At 74.1% G+C, this 23,925-nt stretch carries 2 protein-coding genes; both read right to left on the reverse strand.

Annotated features, from left to right (window positions below; translation table 11 throughout):
- Position 1: 1 nt before the first annotated feature.
- A complete protein-coding gene (locus LE181_RS03190) occupies positions 2-18,439 on the reverse strand; it encodes a type I polyketide synthase (protein WP_225659344.1) in 18,438 nt (6,145 codons plus the stop codon).
- Positions 18,440-18,475: 36 nt separating this feature from the next.
- Positions 18,476-23,905 carry a type I polyketide synthase gene (locus LE181_RS03195; RefSeq protein ID WP_443742918.1) on the reverse strand — a complete coding sequence of 1,810 codons (5,430 nt, stop codon included), beginning with the start codon at positions 23,903-23,905 and terminating at the stop codon, positions 18,476-18,478.
- Between the last annotated feature and the right edge of the window lie 20 nt (positions 23,906-23,925).

Raw genomic sequence — 23,925 nt, forward strand, 5'->3', positions numbered from 1 at the left:
ACTAGGAATTTTCTAGATCTTGATCGATCAGATCGAAGATGTCGTCGACCGTCGCGTCCTCCAGCTTTCGCTGGGCGACGGCGGATTCCTCCCCCCGGTCACCGGTGGCGTTCATCAGGGACAGCAGTTCCTGCAGTCGCCTGCGGACCCCCGACCGGACCGTCTCCTCGGCGGCGGCGACCGTCGTGATCACCGACTCCAGGCGGTCCAGTTCACCGAAGACGGAGACCTCGGCCGGGCCCCCGTCGCCGGCGAGTTCGGCCCGCAGGTACCGGGCGATCGCCTGGGGCGTCGGGCAGTCGAAGACCAGCGTCGCGGACAGGGTCAGGCCCGTGTCGGCGGTGAGCAGGTTGCGCAGCTCCACGGCCGTCAGCGAGTCGAAGCCCAGGTCCCGGAACGCCAGGTCGGGTTCGACCGCTGCGGAGCCGCTGTGGCCGAGGACGGCCGCCGCGTGGGCGCACACCGTGTCCACGAGGAGGCGCTCCTGCTCGCCCTCGGACAGCCCGGACAGCTTCTGCCGCAGCGCCGACGGCTCGGCGGCCCGCGCCTCGGGCTCCCCGGCCAGGGCGTTGCCGACCTCGGGCAGCTCGCTCAGCAGGGCGCTCGGCCGGCTGAGGGTGAACGGGACGACGAACCGTGCCCAGTCGACGTCCGCCACGGTGACCGCGGCATCCCCGCTGTCCAGCACGCCGTGCAGGACGGAGATCGCCTGTTCCGGCCGGAGCACGGTCAGGCCGCGCAGCCGCAGCCGCTCCTCGTCCCCGGTGTCGGCGACCATGCCGCCCTCGCCCCACGGGCCCCAGGCGATCGCGGTCGCGGCGAGCCCCCGGGCCCGGCGGTGTTCCGCCAGGCCGTCGAGGAAGGCGTTGGCGGCCGAGTACGCGGCCTGTCCGCCGCCGCCCCAGATACCGGAGATGGAGGAGAAGAGGACGAAGGCGTCCAGCTCCCGGTCGCCCAGCAGCTCGTCGAGGTGCACGGCGCCCAGGGCCTTGGCGGCGACCGTGGCCGCGAAGTCGTCGAGGCCGGTCTCGGCGAGCATGCCCGGCTCGGCAGTGCCGGCCGCGTGCACGACGGCGTTCACGGGGTGCTCGGCGAGCAGTGCGGCCAGTGCCGCGCGGTCGGCCACGTCACAGGCGGCCACGGTCACGCGAGCACCCATGGTCTCCAGTTCGGCCTTGAGGCCGGCCGCACCGGGGGCGTCGATGCCCCGCCGGCTGGTGAGCACCACGTGCTCCGCACCGGCACCGGCCAGCCACCGGGCGACATGGCCGCCCAGCGCACCCGTACCACCCGTGATCAGCACCGTGCCCCGCGGCGACCACCGCCGGCCGGCCCGTGCTCCGGTGCCCCGGGCGTCGGTGACCCGTGCGAGGCGGCGTACGAACACTCCGGCCGCGCGGACGGCGACCTGGTCCTCGGCCGACTGGCCCAGCGTCGCGACGAGTCGTTCGGCGGTCCGGCCGTCGATCGTGGCGGGCAGGTCGATCAGACCGCCCCAGCGCGAGGAGTGCTCCAGCGCGACCACCCGGCCGAGGCCCCACACCTGGGACTGGACGGGGTCCGCCGGCTCGTCGGCGGGGGTCACGCCCATCGCGTTCCGCGTCACGCACCACAGCGGTGCCTCGACCCCCGCGTCGCCGAGCGCCTGGACGAGCAGGACGGACAGCGCGACGCCGCTGGTCAGGGACGTGACCGGGGAGGGAGAGCCGTCGATGGCGAGCAGCGACAGCACTCCCGCGACGGGCTCGTTCCCCGCGGCGGCGGCGAGTTGCGCGGCCAGGGACTCCCGGCCGGCGTCCGGGTCGACCGGGACGGGCAGCGGGGTGAGGCCCTGGGCCGTCAGCCCATGCAGACAGGCGGTGACCCAGTCCTCGTCGCGTTGCGCGGCGCTGACGGGGACGAGCCAGGTGCCGGGCCGCGCCGTGCCGTTGGGGGCGGAGATGCGCTTCCAGGTGATCCGGTAGCGCAGGGCGTCCGCGGCGGACTGTTCCTTGCGCTGCCGGCGCCACGACGACAGGCGCGGCAGGACGTCGCCGAACGTGTCCTCGGCACGGATGTCGAGGGTTCCGGCGAGGGCCTCAAGGTCCTCGCGTTCCACCGTCTCCCAGAACTCGGCGTCCACCGGGTCCGTTGCCGTGACGGTGGGCTCCGGCGCGTCCACCCAGTACCGCTGGTGCTGGAACGCGTACGTCGGCAGATCGACCTTCCGCGCACCGGCGAAGAACGCACTCCAGCCCACCGGGGCACCGTGGTTGTGCAGCTGGGCGAGGGCCGTGGTGAGGGCCGGCCGCTCGGGACGGTCGTTGCGCAGCACCGGCACGGTGACCGCTTCCTCCAGGCAGCTCTGCGTCATCCCGCTGAGCACACCGCCGGGGCCGACCTCCACGAAGGTGGTGACGCCGAGCTCGTGCAGGGTCTGGACGCCGTCGGCGAAGCGGACGGCCTCGCGGACGTGCCGCACCCAGTAGTCGGGGGTGTAGGACTCCGCCAGCCGGCCGGTGAGGTTGGAGACCACCGGGATCCGCGGCTCGTTGAAGGTCAGATCGCGGACGACTGCCGCGAACTTCTCCAGCATGGGGTCCATCAGCGGCGAGTGGAAGGCGTGGCTGACCTTCAGGCGGGACGTCTTGCGCCCCTGCTGTGCGAAGACCTCGGCGACCTGCGTCACAGCGTCTTCGGCACCGGAGATCACCACAGACTGCGGACCGTTGATCGCCGCAATGCCGGCCTCGTCGGTCAGGTGCGGCAGGACCTCGTCCTCGGTGGCCTGTACGGCCACCATCGCCCCACCTGCGGGCAGCGCCTGCATGAGCTGAGCACGCGCGGACACCAGCTTGGCTGCGTCCTCCAGCGACAGCACGCCCGCCACATGGGCAGCAGCAATCTCACCCACGGAGTGCCCGGCCACGTAATCCGGCCGCACCCCCCACGACTCCAGCAGCCGGAACAGCGCCACCTCGACCGCGAACAACGCAGGCTGAGTGACACCCGTCTGGTGCAGCTCCTCCGACTCGACGTCGACGGACTCCTCCAGATGCGCGCACACCTCGTCGTACGCGTCGGCGAACACCGGGAACGCTTCGTACAGCTCACGCCCCATCCCCAGCCGCTGCGAACCCTGGCCCGAGAACAGGAAGCCGGTCTTGCCTTCCGGCTTGCCCTGGACGACGCGGGACGACGGCGTACCGGCGGCCAGGTCCTTGAGCCCCTGGACGAAGTCGTCATGGGTCTCCCCCACCACTGCCGCCCGGTGGCGCAGGGCGGTGCGGGTGGTGGCCAGCGAGAGGCCGACGTCGGCCGGTGACGTCCCGTCGTCCACGAAGGACAGCAGCCGTCGTGCCTGGTCGCGGAGTGCCGCGCCGCTCTTGGCGGAGAGCAGCCAGGGCAGCGGGGCCGGGGCCGCCGTCACCGGGGCGGTGTCGTCCTCGGCCGGGGCCGGCGGGGCCTGTTCGATGATGGTGTGGGCGTTGGTGCCACTGACGCCGAAGGACGAGATGCCCGCCCGCCGGGGGTGACCGGACTCCGGCCAGTCGATGGCCTCGGTGAGCAGGCGGACGTCGCCGGCCGTCCAGTCCACGTGCGGCGTCGGCTCGTCCACGTGCAGCGTCCGCGGCAGCACGCCGTGGCGCATGGCCATGACCATCTTGATGATGCCGCCGACACCGGCGGCGGCCTGGGTGTGACCGATGTTGGACTTCAGGGATCCCAGCCACAGCGGCTGCCCGTCGTTCCGCTCGCGGCCGTAGGTCGCCATCAGCGCCTGGGCCTCGATCGGGTCGCCGAGCCGCGTGCCCGTGCCGTGCGCTTCCACCGCGTCCACGCCGGCGGCGGTGAGGCCGGCGGCGCCGAGCGCCTGGCGGATGACCCGCTGCTGCGCGGGGCCGTTCGGGGCGGTCAGCCCGTTGGACGCGCCGTCCTGGTTGATGGCGGTACCGCGGACGACCGCGAGCACCTGGTGTCCGTTACGGCGGGCGTCGGAGAGCCGCTCCACCAGGAGCATGCCGACGCCCTCGGACCAGCCGGTGCCGTCGGCGGCCGCGGCGAACGCCTTGCAGCGGCCGTCGACGGCGAGGCCGCGCTGGCGGCTGAACTCCACGAAGGCCCGGGGAGTGGACATCACCATCACGCCGCCGGCCAGTGCCATGGAGCACTCGCCGTTGCGCAGCGCCTGTACTGCCCAGTGCAGCGCCACCAGCGACGACGAGCACGCCGTGTCGATGGTGACCGCCGGGCCCTCCAGGCCGAGGGTGTAGGCGATGCGGCCGGACATGATGCTGGCGGAGTTGCCGGTGCCGAAGAATCCCTCGGAGTCGTCGACCGCGTTGAGCGCCTGTGCCGCGTAGTCCTGGTAGCCGGATCCGACGAAGACCCCGGTGCGGCTTCCGCGGACGGACTCGCTGTCGATGCCGGCGCGTTCGAGGACCTCCCACGAGGTTTCGAGCAGCAGCCGCTGCTGCGGGTCCATGGCGACGGCCTCGCGCGGGCTGATCCCGAAGAACGCCGGGTCGAACTCCCCGGCCTCGTAGAGGAATCCGCCGTGCCGCGTGTAGGTCTTGCCCAGCGCGTCGGGGTCGGGGTCGTAGATGCCGTCGACGTCCCAGCCGCGGTCGGCCGGGAAGTCCCCTATGGCGTCGCTGCCGGAGACGACCAGCTGCCACAGGTCCTCGGGCGAACGGACGCCGCCGGGGTAGCGGCAGGCCATGCCGACGATGGCGATCGGGTCGTCGTCCGCTGTCGGCGCGCTCACCGGCGCCGGTGCCGGGGCCGTCGTCGCGCTGCGGCCGGTGATCTCGGTGCGCAGCAGCTGGGCGAGGGCGTTGGCGTTCGGGTAGTCGAAGACCAGGGTGGGCGGCAGTGCGAGGCCGGTCTCGGTGTTGAGCTTGTTGCGCAGTTCGACGGCGGTCAGCGAGTCGAATCCCAGGTCCTTGAAGGCCCGGTCGGCTTCGACCTCGCCGGCGCCGCTGTGGCCGAGCACGGCTGCCGCGTGCGTGCGGACGAGCTCGACGAGCAGCGTGTGCTGCTCGGTCCCGGACAGTCCGGCGAGCCGGGCGGCCAGTGGCGAGTCGGCGGCTGCGCCGCCCTCGTCGGTGCGGCCGGTGGCGTTGAGGATCCGTTCGGTCTCCGGGAGGTCGCCGAGCAGGGCGCTCGGACGGCCCACGGTGAACGGGGTGATGAACCGTTCCCAGTCGATGTCGGCCACGGTCACGGTCGTCTCGCCGGAGTCCAGTGCCTGCCGGAGGCCGGAGACCGCGAGCGCGGCGGGCATCGGGATCAGGCCGCGGCGCCGGAGTCGTTCGGCCGCGCCGTCGCCTTCGGCCATGCCGCCGTCGCCCCAGGGGCCCCAGGCCACCGCGGTCGCGGGCAGGCCCTGGGCGCGCCGACGCTCGGCGAGCCCGTCGAGCGCGGCGTTGGCCGCGGCGTAGGCGGCCTGGTGGCCGCTGCCCCAGACGCCCGCGATGGACGAGAAGAGGACGAAGGCGTCGAGCTCCCGGCCTGCCAGTAGCTCGTCCAGGTGGATCGCGCCGGCGGCCTTCGCGGACAGGACGGCGGCGAAGGAGCCGAGCGTCATGTCGTCGAACGGTTCCAGGTGGTCCACGCCGGCGGTGTGCACGACGGCGTTCACGGGGTGCTCGGCGAGCAGTGCGGCCAGTGCCGCGCGGTCGGCCACGTCACAGGCGGCGACGGTCACGCGCACGCCCGCTGCCTCCAGCTCCGTGGCGAGTTCGGCGGCTCCCGGCGCGGCCGGGCCCCGCCGGCTGGTGAGCACCAGGTGCTCCGCACCGGCACCGGCCAGCCAGCGGGCGACGTGGCCGCCCAGCGCACCCGTACCGCCCGTGATGAGCACCGTGCCCCGCGGCGACCACCGCCGGCCGGCCCGGTCGCTGCGGCCGGTGGTGGCGTGGGAGAGCCTGCGGCCGAACACGCCGCGGGCGCGGACGGCGACCTGGTCCTCGGCCGACTGGCCGAGCACTGCGGCGAGGCGGCCGGTGACCCGGTTGTCGATCGTCTCGGGGAGGTCGACGAGGCCGCCCCAGCGCCGCGAGTGTTCCAGCGCGGCGACGCGGCCGAGGCCCCAGACGGCGTTCTGGGCGGCGCTCGGCGTCGCGTCCGAACGGCCGGTCGACATCGCCGACCTGGTCAGTGCCCACAGCGGCGCGTCGATGCCCGCGTCGCCCAGTGCCTGGACGAGCAGGACGGACAGCGCGGTGCCGACGGTGAGTGCCGTGTGCCCGGGGTGGGGCCGCTCGTCGATGCCGAGCAGGGAGACCACGCCCTCGACCGGGGTCTCCCGGACGGCGTCCTCAAGCTGCCGCAGCAGTGTGCCGCGGTCCGTGGCGGGGTCGACCGCGACGGGGACGATCTGTGCCCCGCGTGCCGTGAGTCCGTCGCGGACGGCGGTGGTCCACTCGGTCTCCTGGGTGGTCAGGAAGAGCCAGGAGCCGGACAGTTCGCGGTTCCAGCGACCGTTCAGCGGCTTCCAGCCGGCGCGGTAGGACCAGCCGTCCACCACGGATTCCTCGCGCCGCTGCCGGCGCCACGCGGACAGCCGGGGCAGCACCGCGTCCAGTTGCTCGGCGGGCAGGTCGAGGGTGGCGGCGAGGGCCTGGGCGTCCTCGCGCTCCACCGTCTCCCAGAAGCCGGCCTCGACGGCGTCGGTGCCCGCGGGGGCGGCCGTGGGCGCGGTGGTCTCCAGCCAGTACCGCCGGTGCTGGAAGGCGTAGGTCGGCAGGTCCACCCGGCGGGCGCCGTGGCCGGTGAAGAACGCGTCCCAGTCGACGGGTACGCCGTGCACGTGGATCTGTGCGACGGCGCCGGTGAGCGCCTCGGGTTCCGGGCTGCCCGCGCGGAGGGCGGCAATGGTGATCACGTCGGCCGTGTCCGCCAGGCAGCCCTGCGTCAGCGCGCTCAGCACGCCGCCGGGGCCGATCTCCACGAACCGCGTCACGCCCAGGTCGTTCAGGGTCCGGATGCCGTCGGCGAAGCGGACGGCCTCGCGCACGTGCCGGACCCAGTAGTCGGCGGTGTACGTGTCCGCCGGCTGCCCGGTGAGGTTGGAGACGACCGGGATGCGCGGCTTGCCGAAGGTGAGCTCTCCGACGACGCGGGCGAACTCGTCGAGCATCGGGTCCATGAGCGGCGAGTGGAAGGCGTGGCTCACCTGGAGCCGGGAGGTCTTGCGTCCCTGCTCGGAGAAGACCGCGGCGACGGCCGCCACGGCGTCCTCGGCGCCGGAGACCACCACGGACGAGGGTCCGTTGACGGCCGCGATGCCCACCCGTTCGGTGAGGTGCGGCAGGACCTCGTCCTCGGTGGCCTGGACCGCCACCATCGCGCCGCCCTCGGGCAGCGCCTGCATCAGCCGGGCGCGGGCGGTCACCAGCGTGGCCGCGTCCTCCAGCGACAGCACCCCGGCCACGTGCGCCGCGGCGATCTCGCCGACGGAGTGGCCGGCGACGTAGTCGGGCCGGATGCCCCATGAGGCGAGGAGCCGGAACAGCGCCACCTCGGTCGCGAACAGGGCGGGCTGCGTGAAGAGGGTGCGGTTCAGCTCGTCGGCGTCGTCGCCGAAGGCCACGTCCCGCAGCGGCCGGTCGAGGTGCCGGTCGAGGTGGGCGCACACCTGGTCGTACGCCTCCGCGAAGGCGGGGAACGCCGCGTACAGCTCGCGTCCCATGCCGGGCCGTTGCGAGCCCTGCCCGGAGAAGAGGAACCCGACCTGGCCGCCGCCGGCGCGGCCGGTCACGACGCCGGGAGCGGGCTCCCCGGCCGCCAGGGCCCGCAGGCCGTCGAGGAGCGGGGCACGGTCGTCACCGACCACGGCGGCGCGGTGCTCCAGCGCGGCCCGGGTGGTGGCGAGCGAGAAGCCGACGTCGGCGGGCGACGGCCCGGCCGTCTCGGCCACGTGGGACAACAGGCGTTCGGCCTGGGCCCGCAGGGCCTCCTCGGTCTTGCCGGACAGCACCCACGGCACGGTGGCCGGGGCGTCCCCGGCCGGGGCGACGGCGACGGGCTCCGTCGCCGGGGCCTGCTCGATGATCGTGTGCGCGTTGGTGCCGCTGACGCCGAAGGACGAGATGCCGGCACGGCGGGGACGGCCGGACTGCGGCCACGGGACCTCTTCGGTCAGCAGCCGCACGGCGCCGGCCGACCAGTCCACGTGCGGCGTCGGCTCGTCCGCGTGGAGCGTCCTGGGGAGGACGCCGTGGCGCATGGCCATGACCATCTTGATCACGCCGGCGACGCCGGAGGCCGCCTGGGCGTGGCCGATGTTCGACTTCAGCGAGCCCAGCCACAGCGGCTCGTCGTCGCCGCGGCCCTGGCCGTACGTCGCCAGCAGGGCCTGCGCCTCGATGGGGTCGCCGAGCGCGGTGCCGGTGCCGTGCGCCTCGACGACGTCCACGTCGGTCTCGGTGAGGCCGGCCGAGGCCAGGGCCTGCCGGATGACCCGCTGCTGCGCGGGGCCGTTGGGGGCGGTCAGGCCGTTGGACGCGCCGTCCTGGTTGATGGCGCTGCCGCGCACCACGGCGAGGACCTCGTGACCGTTGCGGAGGGCGTCGCCGAGGCGCTCGACGAGCACGACGCCCGCGCCCTCCGCCCAGCCGGTGCCGTCCGCTTCCGCGCCGAACGCCTTGCAGCGGCCGTCGGCCGACAGGCCGCGCTGCCGGCTGAACTCCACGAACGCGGCCGGTACGGCCATGACGTTCACGCCGCCCGCGACGGCCATCGTGCTCTCGCCGTTGCGCAGCGACTGGATGGCGAGGTGCAGGGCGACCAGCGACGACGAGCAGGCGGTGTCGACGGTGACGGCGGGGCCTTCCAGGCCGAACGAGTAGGCCACGCGCCCGGAGACGACGCTCGCGGCGCTGCCGGTGAGCAGGTGGCCCTCGACGCCCTCGGGGACCTCCGGGAGGCCGGCGCCGTAGCCCTGGTAGGACATGCCGACGAACACGCCCGTGCGGCTGCCCTTCAGCGAGGCGGGGTCCATTCCCGCGCGCTCGAACGCCTCCCACGTGGTCTCCAGCAGCAGTCGCTGCTGCGGGTCCATCGCCAGTGCCTCGCGCGGCGAGATCCCGAAGAGAGCGGCGTCGAAGTCGCCCGCGTCGTAGAGGAAGCCGCCGTCGCGCGCGTACGTCTTGCCGGGCGTGCCGGGGTCGGGGTCGTAGAGGCCGTCGACGTCCCAGCCGCGGTCCTCGGGGAAGCCCGCGATGGCGTCCCCGCCGGACGTCACGAGCTGCCACAGGGCCTCGGGCGAGGTGACCCCGCCGGGGAGGCGGCAGCTCATCGCCACGATCGCGATGGGCTCGTGGTCGACGGCGGCCGTACGCTGCTCCGGCAGCGCGGCGGCCTGCGATCCGAGGAGCCCGGTGCGCAGGAAGTGGGCCAGGGCCGTGGTGTTCGGGTAGTCGAAGACCAGGGTGGTGGGGAGCTTCAGACCGGTGTCGGCGGTGAGCTTGTTCCGCAGCTCGACGGCGGTGAGCGAGTCGAAGCCGAGGTCCTTGAAGGCACGGTCCGGCTCCACCCCCGCGGTGCCGGTGTGGCCGAGGACGGCCGCCGCGTGGGTGCGGACCAGGTCCACCAGGACGCGGTCCTGTTCGCCCGCCGACAGTCCGGCCAGCTCCTCGGCCAGCGGCGAGCCGCCGGCGTCGGCGGTGCCGGCGGCCGGGGCCTCCAGCGCGCGGCGCACCTCGGGCACGTCGGACAGCAGTGCGCTCGGGCGGGTGACCGTGAACGGTCCGATGAACCGCTCCCAGTCGAAGTCCGCCACGGTCAGGGTGGTCTCGTCGTCGGCCAGCGCCTGCCGGAGCGCGGAGATGGCGAGTGCGGGCTGCATAGGCGGCAGGCCCCGGCGGCGCAGCATCTCCTCTCCGTCACCGACGCCGGCCATGCCGCCTTCGGCCCAGCCGCCCCAGGAGACGGCGAGGGCGGTGCGGCCGTGCGCCCGCCGGTGTGCGGCCAGGGCGTCCAGGTAGGCGTTGGCCGCCGAGTAGGCGCCCTGGCTGGCGCCGCCCCAGATGCCCGCGCCCGACGAGAACAGGACGAACGCGTCGAGGTCCTGACCGGCCAGCAGCTCGTCCAGGTGCGTGGCGCCCGCCGCCTTCGCCGAAACTGTGGCGCCGAAGGCGGCCGGGCCGGTGTCCTCGATCATGGCGTGGTCGCCGACGCCCGCCGCGTGCACGACGGCGTTGACGGGGTGCTCGGCCAGCAGCGCCTTCAGGGCGTCCCGGTCGGCCGCGTCACAGGCCACGACGGTGGCCTTGGCGCCGAGTTCTTCCAGCTCGGCGACGAGTTCGGCGGCTCCCGGCGCGGCGGGGCCGCGCCGGCTGGTGAGCACCAGGTGCTCGGCTCCGGCACCGGCGAGCCAGCGGGCGACGTGCCCGCCCAGCGCACCCGTACCACCGGTGATCAGCACCGTGCCGCGCGGCGACCACTGCCGGTCGGGTCCGGCGCTGCGGGTGGCCCGCACCATCCGGCGGCCGAAGACACCCGAGGCGCGCACCGCCACCTGGTCCTCCGCCGACTGCCCGAGGACGCCGACGACACGGGCCGCCGTACGGGCGTCCAGCTGCTCGGGGAGGTCGAGCAGACCGCCCCAGCGCTGCGGGTACTCCAGGGCCGCCGCCCGGCCGAAGCCCCACACCTGCGCCTGCACCGGACGGTCGAGGCGGTCGGAGCGGCCGGTGGCCACTGCCCCGCGGGTCGCGCACCACAGGGGTGCGTCGATGCCCGCGTCGCCCAGGGCCTGTACGAGCAGGAGGGTCGCGGCGAGGCCGTGCGGGAGGGCGGGGTGACCGGCCGAGGGGTTCTCGTCCTCGGCCAGCAGCGACAGCACACCGGCCACGGGACCGGTGCCGGCCAGCTCCGCCGCCAGCGCCGCGCGGTCGGTGCCGGGGCCGGCGACGAGCGTCACCGGCTCCAGGCCGCGTTCGGTGAGAGCGGTACGGACCGAGGCCGTCCAGTCGGTCTCGTCGGCGATCACGAGCAGCCACGTGCCGGTGGCGCCGCTCTCCGGGAGCGCACCGAGCGGCTTCCACGTGACGTGGTAGCGCCAGCCGTCGACCACGGACTGGTCGCGGCGCTGACGCCGCCAGGCGGACAGCCGGGGCAGGATCGCGCTGAGCGATTCGTCCGTGCCGACGCCCAGGGTCGCGGCGAGGGACTCCAGGTCCTCCCGCTCCACGGTGTCCCAGAAGCCGGACTCCACCTCGTCGACCGGGCCACCGGCAGCGGTCAGCTCCTCGCCTTCCAGCCAGTAGCGCTCGCGCTGGAACGCATAGGTGGGCAGGTCGACGCGGCGGGTGCCCGGGAAGAACGCCTGCCAGTCCGGAGTGGTGCCGTGGACGTGCAGTTCGGCGAGCGCGGTGACGACGGCCTGGCGCTCGGGGCGGTCGGCGCGCAGGACGGGCACGGTGACGACCTCGTCAGCCTCCAGGCAGTTCTGCGTCATCCCGCTGAGCACACCACCGGGACCGACCTCGACGAAGGTGGTGACGCCCTCGTCGTGCAGCGCCTGGACGCCGTCGGCGAAGCGGACGGCCTCGCGGACGTGCCGCACCCAGTAGTCGGGGGTGTACGTCTCGGCCAGCCGGCCGGTGAGGTTGGAGACGACCGGAATCTGCGGCTCGTTGAACGTCAGCCCGCGGACGACTGCCGCGAAGTCCTCCAGCATCGGGTCCATCAGCGGCGAGTGGAAGGCATGGCTGACCTTCAGGCGGGACGTCTTGCGCCCCTGCTGGGCGAAGACCTCGGCGATCTCCGTCACGGCGTCCTCGGCACCGGAAATCACCACGGACCGCGGGCCATTGATCGCTGCGATGCCCAGCTCGTCGGTCAGGTGCGGCAGGACCTCGTCCTCCGTGGCCTGCACCGCCACCATCGCACCGCCGGCAGGCAGCGCCTGCATCAGCCGGGCCCGGGCCGACACCAGGCTCGCCGCGTCCTCCAGCGACAGCACGCCAGCAACATGAGCCGCAGCAATCTCGCCCACAGAGTGCCCGGCCACGTAGTCGGGCCGAATGCCCCACGACTCCAGCAGCCGGAACAACGCCACCTCGACCGCGAACAACGCGGGCTGAGTGACACCCGTCTGGTGCAGTTCCTCCGAGTCGACGTCCCACGTCATGCCCAGGTGCGCGCAGACCTCGTCGTACGCATCCGCGAACACCGGGAACGTCTCGTACAGCTCACGCCCCATCCCCAGCCGCTGCGAACCCTGGCCCGAGAACAGGAAGCCGGTCTTGCCCTCGGTGCGGGCGCGTCCCAGCACCACGTTCGCCGCGGGTTCGCCGGCCGCGAGGGCGGCCAGCGCCGACCGGAGCCCGTCCGGGCCCTGTGCGATGAGCACCGCACGGTCCTCGAACGTCGCCCGCGCGGCCAAGGAGAGGCCGATGTCGGCCGGTGTCCAGTCCGGCTGTGCGTCGAGGTGCTCGGCCAGCCGGGCCGCCTGGGCGCGCAGCGCCGGCTCGCCCTTGCCCGACAGCACCCACGGCACGACCGCACCGGAGTCCGGGGTGGGGGCAGGCTCCACTGCGGCGGGGGCCTGCTCGATGATGGTGTGCGCGTTGGTGCCGCTGACGCCGAAGGCCGAGATGCCCGCACGGCGCGGGCGGCCGGACTCCGGCCACCGGACCTCGTCGGTCAGCAGCCGCACCGCGCCCGCCGACCAGTCCACGTGCGGCGTGCGCTCATCGGCGTGCAGCGTGCGCGGCAGCACGCCGTGGCGCATCGCCATGACCATCTTGATCACACCGGCGACGCCCGCGGCGGCCTGCGTGTGGCCGATGTTCGACTTCAGCGAGCCCAGCCACAGGGGCTCGTCCTCGGAGCGGTCCTGGCCGTACGTCGCCAGCAGGGCCTGCGCCTCGATGGGGTCGCCGAGCGCGGTGCCCGTGCCGTGCGCCTCCACCACGTCCACGTCGGCGGAGGCGAGCCCTGCCGACGCCAGGGCCTGGCGGATGACCCGCTGCTGCGCGGGACCGTTGGGGGCGGTCAGGCCGTTGGACGCGCCGTCCTGGTTGACGGCGCTGCCCCGGACGACCGCGAGGACCTCGTGACCGTTGCGGACGGCGTCGCTGAGGCGCTCGACGAGCACGACGCCCACGCCCTCGGACCAGCCGGTGCCGTCCGCTCCCGCGCCGAACGCCTTGCAGCGGCCGTCGGCCGACAGACCGCGCTGGCGGCTGAACTCCACGAAGACGTTGGGGCTGGCCATGACCGTGACGCCGCCGGCGAGCGCCATCGTGCACTCGCCGTTGCGCAGCGACTGGATGGCGAGGTGCAGGGCGACGAGCGAGGACGAACAGGCCGTGTCGATGGTGACGGCCGGGCCCTCCAGGCCGAAGGAGTAGGCGACCCGGCCGGAGACGACGCTGGACGCGCCGCCGACCAGCCGGTGTCCCTCGACGCCTTCGGGCGTGCGGCGCACGTCGGCTCCGTAGCCCTGGTAGGCCATGCCGACGAACACGCCGGTGCGGCTGCCGCGGACCTGTGCGGGGGTCAGGCCAGCGCGCTCGAACGCCTCCCAGGAGGTCTCCAGCAGGACTCGCTGCTGCGGGTCCATCGCCAGGGCTTCGCGCGGCGAGATCCCGAAGAAGGCGGCGTCGAAGTCGGTGGCGTCGTAGAGGAAGCCGCCTTCGCGCGTGTAGGTCTTGCCGGGGCGTTCGGGGTCGGGATCGTAGAGGTCGTCGGTGTCCCAGCCGCGGTCGGACGGGAACTCCGACACGGCGTCGCCGCCGGCTGCCACGAGGTTCCAGAGCTCCTCGGGCGAGTCGATCCCGCCGGGCAGGTGGCAGCTCATCGCGACGATCGCGATCGGCTCGTCGTCGACGGCGGCCGTGCGCTGCTCGCCCGGTGCGGCGGCCTGCGAGCCGAGGAGCTCGGTCAGGAGGAAGTGGGCGAGGGCCGAGGCGTTGGGGTAGTCGAAGACCAGCGTGGGCGGCAGCGCGAGGCCGGTGGCCGTGTTGATCCTGTTGCGGAGTTCGACCGCGGTCAGCGAGTCGAAGCCGAGGTCCTTGAACGCGCGGTCCGGCTCCACGTCTGCCGCTCCGGCGTGGCCGAGCACGGCTGCGACGTGCGCGCGGACCAGGTCGAGCACGGTCGCCGCGCGCTTGGCCTCCGGCAGCCCGGCCAGCTCGGCCGCCAGCGGGACGGTGCCCGTGGTGCCGTCGGCCGGCGCCGTGTTCCGGGTGCGGAGCACCTCGGGGAGCTCGGAGAGGAGGGGGCTCGGGCGGCCGAGGGTGAACGGTCCGATGAACCGCTCCCAGTCCATGTCGGCCACGACGACGGTGGTGTCGTCGCAGTCCAGGGCGGACTGCACCGCGGTGACGGCGAGTGCGGCGGGCAGGGTGATGACGCCCCGGCGGCGCAGGTGCTCCTCGTCGGCGTCGGTCACCATGCCGCCGTCGGCCCAGGGGCCCCAGGCGATGGCCGTCGCGGCCAGGCCCCTGGCCCGGCGCTGCCCGGCGAGCCCGTCGAGGTGGGCGTTCGCGGCCGCGTAGGCGGTCTGCTGCCCGCTGCCCCACACACCGGCGATCGAGGAGAAGAGGACGAAGGCGTCGAGGTCCTGCTCGCCGAGCAGTTCGTCCAGGTGCGTGGCGCCGGCGACCTTCGCCGTCATGGTGCGGGCGTAGTCGGCCGGGGTCAGCTCGTCGAACGGGGCGAGTTGTTCCACGCCGGCGGCGTGGAACACGGCGGTGAAGGTGTGCTCGGCGAGGAGCTGCGCCACCGCGTCGCGGTCGGCGACGTCGCAGGCGGCGAGGGTGACGGCGGCCCCCAGGTCCTCCAGTTCGGCCTTCAGTGCGGCCGCGCCGGGCGCGTCGGCACCGCGTCGGCTGGTCAGCACCAGGTGCTCGGCGCCGGCTCCGGCGAGCCAGCGGGCGACGTGGCCGCCCAGGGCGCCCGTACCACCGGTGATCAGTACCGTGCCGCGCGGCGACCACGGCCGCCCGGCGGTGCGCGGGGCGTGGGTCAGGCGGGCGGTGAACACGCCGGACGTGCGGACGGCGACCTGGTCCTCGGCCGTCCCTGCGGGCCGGCTCAGCACGGCGGCGATGCGGCCGGCGGCGCGCTCGTCGACCGCCGGGGGCAGGTCGATGAGGCCGCCCCAGCGGCGGGGGTGTTCGAGGGCGAGGGAGCGGCCGAAGCCCCAGATCTGGTGCTGCACGGCGCTGAGCGGCGCGTCGTCCGGGCGGCCGGTGGCCACCGCCCCGCGGGTCGCGCACCACAGCGGCGCGTCGATGCCCGCGTCGCCCAGCGCGTGGGTCAGTGCGACGGTCCGCGCGAGCCCTTGGGACACCGCCGGGTGCTCGGGCGAGCCGGTCTCGTCGATCGCGAGCAGCGACAGCACGCCGTCCAGGGGGGCGGATCCGGCCGTGGCCCCGGCCAGGTCGCGGGCCAGCGACTCGCGGTCGGCGTCGGCGGTGACCGCCAGCGGGATCAGGTGTGCGCCGCGTCCGAGAAGTGCCGTGCGGACCGAGTCGGCCCACTCGTCGCCCTCGGGTGCCGCGAACAGCCAGGTGCCGGGAAGGTCCGTGGCGGACAGGCCGTTCTGCGGCTGCCAGGTCACCCGGTAGCGCCAGCCGTCCACGGCGGACTGCTCGCGCCGCTGCCGGCGCCAGGCGGACAGCTTCGGGACGACGACGTCCAGTTCTTCGGCGCTCAGCCCCAGCGTGGCGGCGAGCGACTGGGCGTCCTCGCGCTCGACGGTCGCCCAGAACTCGGCGTCGACCGCGTCCACGACGGCCGGCCCGGCGTCGTCCGGGGTCTCCATCCAGAAGCGCTGCTGCTGGAAGGCGTAGGTGGGCAGGTCGGTCTTCCGCGCGCCGGGGAAGAGCGTCTGCCAGTCCGGGGAGATGCCGTGGACGTGCAGTTCGGCGAGCGCGGTGACGACGGCCCGGCGCTCGGGGCGGTCGGAGCGCAGGACGGGGACGGTGACGGCGTCGTCCAGGCAGCTCTGTGCCATGCCGCTGAGCACGCCGCCGGGGCCGACCTCGACGAACGTCGTCACGCCGAGCTCGTGCAGGGTCTGCACGCCGTCGGCGAAGCGGACGGCTTCGCGGACGTGCCGGACCCAGTAGTCGGGGGTGTACGACTCGGCCAGCCGGCCGGTGAGGTTGGAGACGACCGGGATCCGCGGCTCGTTGAAGGTCAGGCCACGGACGACTGCCGCGAACTCCTCCAGCATCGGATCCATCAACGGCGAGTGGAACGCGTGACTGACCTTAAGGCGCGAGGTCTTACGACCCTGCTGTGCGAAGTGCTCGGCGATCTCCGTCACGGCGTCCTCGGCACCGGAAATCACCACGGACCGCGGACCGTTGATCGCTGCGATGCCCACCCCGTCGGCCAGGTGCGGCAGGACCTCGTCCTCAGTGGCCTGAACCGCCACCATCGCACCACCGGCAGGCAGCGCCTGCATCAGCGCAGCACGGGCCGACACCAGCGTCGCCGCGTCCTCCAGCGACAGCACTCCTGCCACGTGCGCGGCCGCGATCTCGCCCACGGAGTGACCCGCCACGAAGTCGGGCCGGATGTCCCAGGACTCCAGCAGCCGGAACAGCGCCACCTCGACCGCGAACAACGCGGGCTGGGTCACGCCGGTCTGGTGCAGCTCCTCCGACGCGACGTCCAGCGTGACGCCGATCTGTGCACACACCTCGTCGTACGCCGTGGCGAAGACCGGGAACGCCTCGTACAGCTCCCGGCCCATGCCGAGGCGCTGCGAGCCCTGGCCGGAGAACAGGAATCCGGTCCTGCCGCCCGCGCGGGATGCGCCCTGGACCACGGACGCGGACGGGGTGCCCGACGCCAGGGCCCGTACGCCGTCGGTGAGTTCCTCCAGGGTTTCGCCGACGACGACGGCCCGCCGGTCCCAGGTGGCGCGCGTCGTGGCGAGGGAAAGGCCGATGTCGGCCGGCGCCGGTCCGGGGACGCCCTCCACGTGGGTCAGCAGGCGCTCGGCCTGGGCCCGCAGGGCCGCCTCGGTCTTCGCCGAGAGCACCCACGGCAGCGGGCCGGCGGCCGGTGCCTCGGCGGTCCCGTCGGGCTCCTCGGTGGCCGGGGGCGCCTGCTCGATGATCGTGTGGGCGTTGGTGCCGCTGACGCCGAAGGCCGAGACCGCGGCGCGGCGCGGGTGGTCGGACTCCGGCCACTGCACGGCCTCGGTCAGCAGCCTGACGCCGCCGGCCGACCAGTCGACCTGCGGGGTCGGCTCGTCCACGTGCAGCGTCTGCGGCAGCACGCCGTTGCGGATCGCCATCACCATCTTGATCACACCGGCGACACCGGCGGCCGCCTGGGTGTGCCCGATGTTCGACTTGACCGACCCCAGCCACAGCGGGCGGTCGCCGGAGTGTTCCCGGCCGTACGTGGCGAGCAGCGCGTCCGCTTCGATGGGGTCGCCGAGGGTGGTGCCCGTGCCGTGTGCCTCGACGACGTCGACCTGGGACGCGGGCAGTCGTGCGCTCTCCAGGGCCTGCTGGATCACCCGCATCTGTGCGGGGCCGTTGGGTGCGGTGAGGCCGTTGGAGGCACCGTCCTGGTTGACGGCGCTGCCGCGTACGACGGCGAGCACCTCGTGGCCGAGGCGGCGGGCGTCGGAGAGCCGCTCCAGCAGGAGCACGCCGACGCCCTCGGACATGCCGGTGCCGTCGGCGGACGACGAGAAGGCGCGGCAGCGGCCGTCGGGCGACAGGCCGCGCTGCCTGCTGAACGCGACGAAGGTGTTGGGGGTGGCCATCACGGTCACGCCGCCGGCCAGGGCGAGGGAGCACTCGCCCTGGCGCAGGGCCTGGGCGGCCAGGTGCAGGGCCACCAGTGACGACGAGCAGGCCGTGTCGACGGTGACGGCCGGGCCTTCGAGGCCGAGGGCGTAGGAGATGCGGCCGGAGACGACGGCCGCGGTGTTCGCGGTGACGAGGTGGGCCTCGACGTCCTCGTCGCCCGGCCGCTGGAGGTAGGCGTGGTCCTGGCCGTTGGTGCCGACGAACACGCCGGCGCGGGTGCCGCGCACCGTGGTCGGGTCGATGCCCGCGCGTTCGATGGCCTCCCAGGAGGTCTGCAGCAGCAGGCGCTGCTGCGGGTCCATCGCCAGTGCCTCGCGGGGGGAGATCCCGAAGAACGCCGGGTCGAAGTCGGCGGCGTCGTAGAGGAAGCCGCCCTCGCGCACGTAGGTCCGGCCCGGCCGCTCGGGGTCGGGGTCGTAGACGGCGTCCATGTCCCAGCCGCGATCGGTGGGGAACGCGGAGACGGCGTCGGCGCCCGAGGAGACCAGCTGCCACAGGTCCTCGGGCGAGCCGACCCCGCCCGGGTAGCGGCAGGACATCCCGACGATGGCGATGGGCTCGGTGTCCTTCGCCTCCAGCTCACCCAACTGCTTGCGGGTGTGGCGCAGGTCCACCATCACGCGCTTGAGGTAGTCCCTGAGCTTGTCGTCGTTCGACATGTGTTTTTCGTCCTCGGTAGCAGTGCGAAAGGAGGGTTAGAGAGACCCGAGCTCTTGGTCGATGAGGTCGAACATCTCGTCGTCTGTGGCGGCGTCGATCCGGTCGAGGTCGAGGTCGGCGCCGGGGGTGCTCGCCGCGGTCTCCTGGTGGGTGTCGGTCCACTTCCAGAGCAGCGACTTGAGGCGGGCGGTGACCTTGTCCCGTACGGCGTCGTCGGGAGCGATCGCGGCGAGACCGGCCTCCAGCCGGTCCAGCTCGTCGAGGACGGGCGGGGTCTCGGCGGCCAGGTCGAGGACCAGGTCCTTGTGCAGCAGGCGGGCGATCGCGACGGGGTTGGGGTGGTCGAAGACCAGGGTGGGCTTCAGTCGCAGCCCGGTCGCGGCGTTGAGGCGGTTGCGCAGTTCCACGCTGGTGAGGGAGTCGAAGCCGATGTCCCGGAAGGCGGTGCCCGGTTCGATGACGGCGGGGTTGGCGAGGGCCAGGGCGGCGGCCGCCTGGTTGCGCACCAGGTCCAGCAGCACCTTCTCCTGGTCGGCTTCGGCCATCCCGGCGAGCCGGCGGGCGAGGGCGGTGGTCCGGCCGGCGGCGGCTTCGTCGGGGGCCCGGCCGGTGTCCGGTACGAGGCCGCGGAAGACGGCCGGCATCAGGCCGGCGCGGGCCATGGAGCGCAGTCCCGCGAAGTCCAGCCGGACGGGCACGACGACGGGCCGGTCGAGGGTGAGGGCGGCGTCGAAGAGGGCCAGGCCCTCGGCGGAGGTGAAGGGCACCACTCCGGCGCGGCCCATACGGTTGCGGTCGGCGTCGGTGATGCGGTCGCCCATGCCGCCGTTGTCGGTCCACAGGCCCCACGCCAGTGAGGTTGCGGGCAGGCCCTCGGCGCGGCGTTGCCGGGCCAGGCCGTCCAGGAAGGCGTTGCCCGCAGCGTAGTTCGCCGCGCCGGCGCTGCCCAGGATTCCGGACAGGGACGAGAAGAGGACGAACGCGGAGAGGTCCAGGTCCTTGGTCAGCTCGTGCAGGTGCAGCGCACCGTCGACCTTCGGGCGCAGCACGGTGTCCAGGCGCTCGGGGGTCAGTGCGGTGATCACGCCGTCGTCCAGGGCGGCGGCGGCGTGCACGACGGCCGTGAGCGGGTGCTCGGCGGGGATCGAGGCGAGGAGCGTCGCCACGGCGTCCCGGTCGGCGATGTCGCAGGCGGCCACGTCGACGTGTGCGCCCAGTGCGGTCAGGGCGGCGCTGAGCTCGCCGATGCCCTCGGCGGCGGGTCCGCGGCGGCTGGCCAGCAGCAGCCTGCGGGCGCCGCGTTCGGTGACGAGGTGCCGTGCGAGGGACAGGCCGAGGCCGCCGGAGGCGCCGGTGAGCAGCACCGTTCCCTCGGGGTCCCAGGCTCGTGCGGCGGGTTCCCCGGGGCGGGTGATCCGGTCGAGGCGGGGCACGAACAGCTTGCCGGCGCGTACCACGGCCTGCGGTTCGTCCAGTGCGGCGAGCGCTCCGGCCACGGGTCCGGTGATGTCCGCGTCGGAGTCGACGAGCAGCAGGCGGTCCGGGTGCTCGGCCTGTGCGGACTTCACCAGGCCGGCCACCGCGACGTGGGCGAGGTCCGGTGTCTCCCCGTCCAGGGCGACGGCTCCGCGGGTCGTCACCACGAGCCGCGCATCGGTGAACCGGTCGTCGGTCACCCACTCCTGGACCGCCGTCATGACGGCGGCCAGCAGGTCCCGGGTCGCCGTCGCTGTGTCGTCCCCGCTCGGGGCACAGGGCAGGAGCACGTGGGCGGGCGCCGGTGAACCGGCGTCGACCGCCTGGCGGAGCGCGTCGAGGCCGGGGTACGGGCCGTCGCCGCCGAGTACCGCCCATGCGGGTTCGGTGGCCGGGGCGGCGGGCAGGGCGTGCTCGACCCAGTCGACGTCGAACAGCCAGTCCTGGTGTGCGACGCGTGCTGCCAGTACCTGCTGCGGTGACACCGGCCGCGTCCGTACGGACGCCGCCGAGGCCACGGGAGCACCGTCGGCGTCGGCGAGTTCGACCGTCACGCCGTCGCCGGCGGGGCGGACGCGTATGCGTACGGTCGTGGCGCCCGTGGCGTGCAGGGACACGCCGCTCCAGGCGAAGGGCATCAGCAGCTCGCCGGCGGCGTCCGTGCGGTCGAGCGTCAGGGTGTCGAGGGCGGCGTCGAGCAGTTCGGGGTGCAGGCCGTAGCGGCCGGCGCGCTCCCGCTCGGTGCCGGGCAGTACGGCCTCGGCGTACAGCTCGTCCCCGGAGCGCCAGGCGGCGCGCAGGGTCCGGTGGTCCTCCACGGGCAGGGTTTCGGCGCCCGTCGGCGGCCAGATCACCATGTCGAAGTCCGTCGCCGGAACGTCGCGGGTGAGTTCTGCGGTGGCGTGGCGGACCCACGGCTCCTCGGCGTCGTCGGCGGCCCGGCTGTAGATCTGCACCGACCGCCGGCCGGCGTCCTCGGCCGGGCCGACCTGCACCTGTATGCGGACCGCGCCCTGGTGCGCCAGGACCAGCGGGGCGTCGACGTCCAGCTGCTCGACGTGCGGGAATCCGGCCTGCCGGCCCGCGCAGAGGGCGAGTTCCACGAACGCGGACACCGGCAGCACGGGCACTCCGCCGACCGTGTGGTCCGCGATCCAGGGCAGGCCGGTGGGGGCCAGCCGGCCGGTGAGCAGCACGTCCTGTCCCCCGGCGGTCTCCACGACCGCGCCGAGCAGGGGGTGGCCGGAGGAGTCCAGGCCCGCCGCGGAGACGTCGGGGGCGGTGGTGCCCTCCAGCCAGTAGCGCTCGCGCTGGAAGGCGTAGGGGGGCAGGGCGGTGCGGCGGGCTCCGGGGAGGAGGGCGGGCCAGTCCGGGGAGAGTCCGTGGGTGTGGAGCTGTCCGAGGGCGGTGAGGAGGGCCCGGGGTTCGGGGCGGTCGGCGCGCAGCGCCGGCACCGTGACCGCGTCGTCCACGCAGCCCTGTACGAGGGCGCTCAGCACACCGCCGGGGCCGATCTCCACGAAGGTGGTGACGCCCAGCTCGTGCAGGGTCTGCACGCCGTCGGCGAAGCGGACGGCCTCGCGGACGTGCCGCACCCAGTAGTCGGCCGTGCAGGCGTCGACGGGCCGGCCCGTGAGGTTGGAGACGACGGGTATCTGCGGCCTGTCGAACGTCAGCCCCTGCACGACCTGTGCGAACGCGTCGAGCATCGGGTCCATCAGCGGCGAGTGGAAGGCGTGGCTGACCTTCAGGCGCGAGGTCTTGCGGCCCTGCCGGGCGAAGACGTCGGCGATCTCCGTCACGGCGTGTTCGGCGCCGGACAGGACCACGGACGCGGGTCCGTTGACGGCCGCGATGCCCACCCGTTCGGTGAGGTGCGGCAGGACCTCGTCCTCGGCCGCCTGGACGGCCACCATCGCCCCGCCGGCAGGCAGTGCCTGCATCAGCGTGGCGCGGGCCGAGACCAGCTTGGCCGCGTCCTCCAGCGACAGCACTCCGGCCACGTGCGCTGCGGCGATCTCGCCGACCGAGTGGCCGGCGACGTAGTCGGGCCGGATGCCCCACGAGGCGAGGAGCCGGAACAGCGCCACTTCGACGGCGAACAGGGCGGGCTGTGCTGCTCCGGTCCGGTTCAGCTCCTCGCCGTCCACGTCGACCGGCGCGTCGAGATGTGCGCACACCTCGTCGTAGGCCGCGGCGAAGACCGGGAACGCCTCGTACAGCTCGCGTCCCATGCCCGGGCGTTGTGATCCCTGCCCGGAGAAGAGGAAGCCGGTCTTGCCGCCGGCCGGGCGGCCCTGCACCACGTGTGCCGCCGGCTCACCGGCTGCGAGGGCGGCGAGGCCCGTTCGCAGCTCGTCCGCGTCGGCGCCGATCACCGCGGCCCGGTGCTCCAACGCCGTGCGGGTGGTGGCCAGGGAGAACGCGACGTCGGCGGGGTCCGCCGTGGTGCCGTCGGTCTCCGTGAAGGCCAGCAGGCGCTGTGCCTGGGCCCGCAGGGCCGTATCGCTCTTCGCCGACAGGACCCACGGCACGAGGGAGGTGCGGGCCCGCAGCGGCTCCTCGGCGGGTGCCTCGGGGGCGTCGCCGGCCGGTTCCTCCGCCTCCGGTTCGGCCGCCTGCTCGATGACGACGTGCGCGTTGGTGCCGCTGATGCCGAACGAGGAGATCCCGGCCCGGCGCGGGCGGTCCGTCCGCGGCCAGTCGGTGGCCTCGGTCAGCAGCCGCACCGTGTCCGCCGACCAGTCGACGTGCGGGGTCGGCTCGTCCACGTGCAGGGTCTGCGGCAGCACGCCGTGGCGCATCGCCATGACCATCTTGATGACGCCGGCCACGCCCGCGGCGGCCTGCGCGTGGCCGATGTTCGACTTCAACGAGCCGAGCAGCAGCGGTCGTTCGCGGTCCTGCCCGTAGGTGGCGATCAGGGCTTCCGCCTCGATCGGGTCGCCCAGTGTGGTGCCCGTGCCGTGCGCCTCCACGGCGTCCACGTCGGCCGGCGACAGCCCGGCGGAGGCCAGCGCCTGGAGGATCACCCGCTGCTGCGAGGGGCCGTTGGGCGCGGTCAGGCCGTTGGACGCGCCGTCCTGGTTCACCGCACTGCCGCGGACGACGGCCAGCACCTCGTGCCCGAGGCGACGGGCGTCCCGCAGGCGCTCCACGAGCAGCAGGCCGGCACCCTCGGACCAGGTCGCCCCGTCCGCCGCCGCGGCGAACGCCTTGGAGCGGCCGTCGGGGGCGAGCCCGCGCTGGCGGCTGAACTCCACGAACGCGCTGGGGCCCGCCATGACCGTCACGCCGCCGGCGAGCGCCATCGAGCATTCGCCGCTGCGCAGCGCCTGCACGGCGAGGTGCAGCGCGACGAGCGAGGACGAGCAGGCCGTGTCGATGGTGACGGCGGGGCCCTCGAAGCCGAAGGTGTAGGCGATGCGTCCGGAGGCGACGCTGCCGGAATTGCCCGTGCTGAGCAGCCCTTCGACGCCTTCCGGGAGGACGCCCGGGGTGAAGCCGTAGTCGTGGTACATCAGGCCGGCGAACACGCCGGTGCGGCTGCCCTTGAGCGAGGCGGGGTCGATGCCCGCGCGCTCGAAGACCTCCCAGGCGGTCTCCAGCAGCAGCCGCTGCTGCGGGTCCATCGCCAGCGCCTCGCGCGGCGAGATCCCGAAGAGCTGTGCGTCGAAGTCCGGTGCGTCGTGCAGGAACCCGCCCTGCCGGGTGTAGACCTTGCCGGGCCGCTCGGGGTCGGGGTCGTAGAGGGAGTCGACGTCCCAGCCGCGGTCCTCGGGGAACGCCGAGATGGCGTCGCCGCCGCGGGCCAGGAGCTGCCAGAGCTCCTCCGGGGAGTGCACGCCGCCGGGCAGGCGGCAGCTCATTCCCACGATGGCGATCGGTTCCTGGTCGCGGGCCTCCAGCTCGCGCACGCGTCGCCGGGCCTGGCGCAGGTCGGTGGTGGCGCGCCGGAGGTAGTCCCGGAGCTTGTCTTCGTTCATCATCTGTGTGCCCGCCCCTTTGT

Origin of the sequence: Streptomyces sichuanensis (assembly GCF_020328095.1) — a bacterium.
In the GTDB taxonomy this organism is placed as follows: domain Bacteria; phylum Actinomycetota; class Actinomycetes; order Streptomycetales; family Streptomycetaceae; genus Streptomyces; species Streptomyces cinnamoneus.

What these genes read in the sequence shown, in the direction of transcription:
- LE181_RS03190 (WP_225659344.1), bottom strand. Translation starts at nt 18,439, where the DNA reads ATGTCGAACGACGACAAGCTCAGGGACTACCTCAAGCGCGTGATGGTG.
- LE181_RS03195 (WP_443742918.1), bottom strand. Translation starts at nt 23,905, where the DNA reads ATGATGAACGAAGACAAGCTCCGGGACTACCTCCGGCGCGCCACCACC.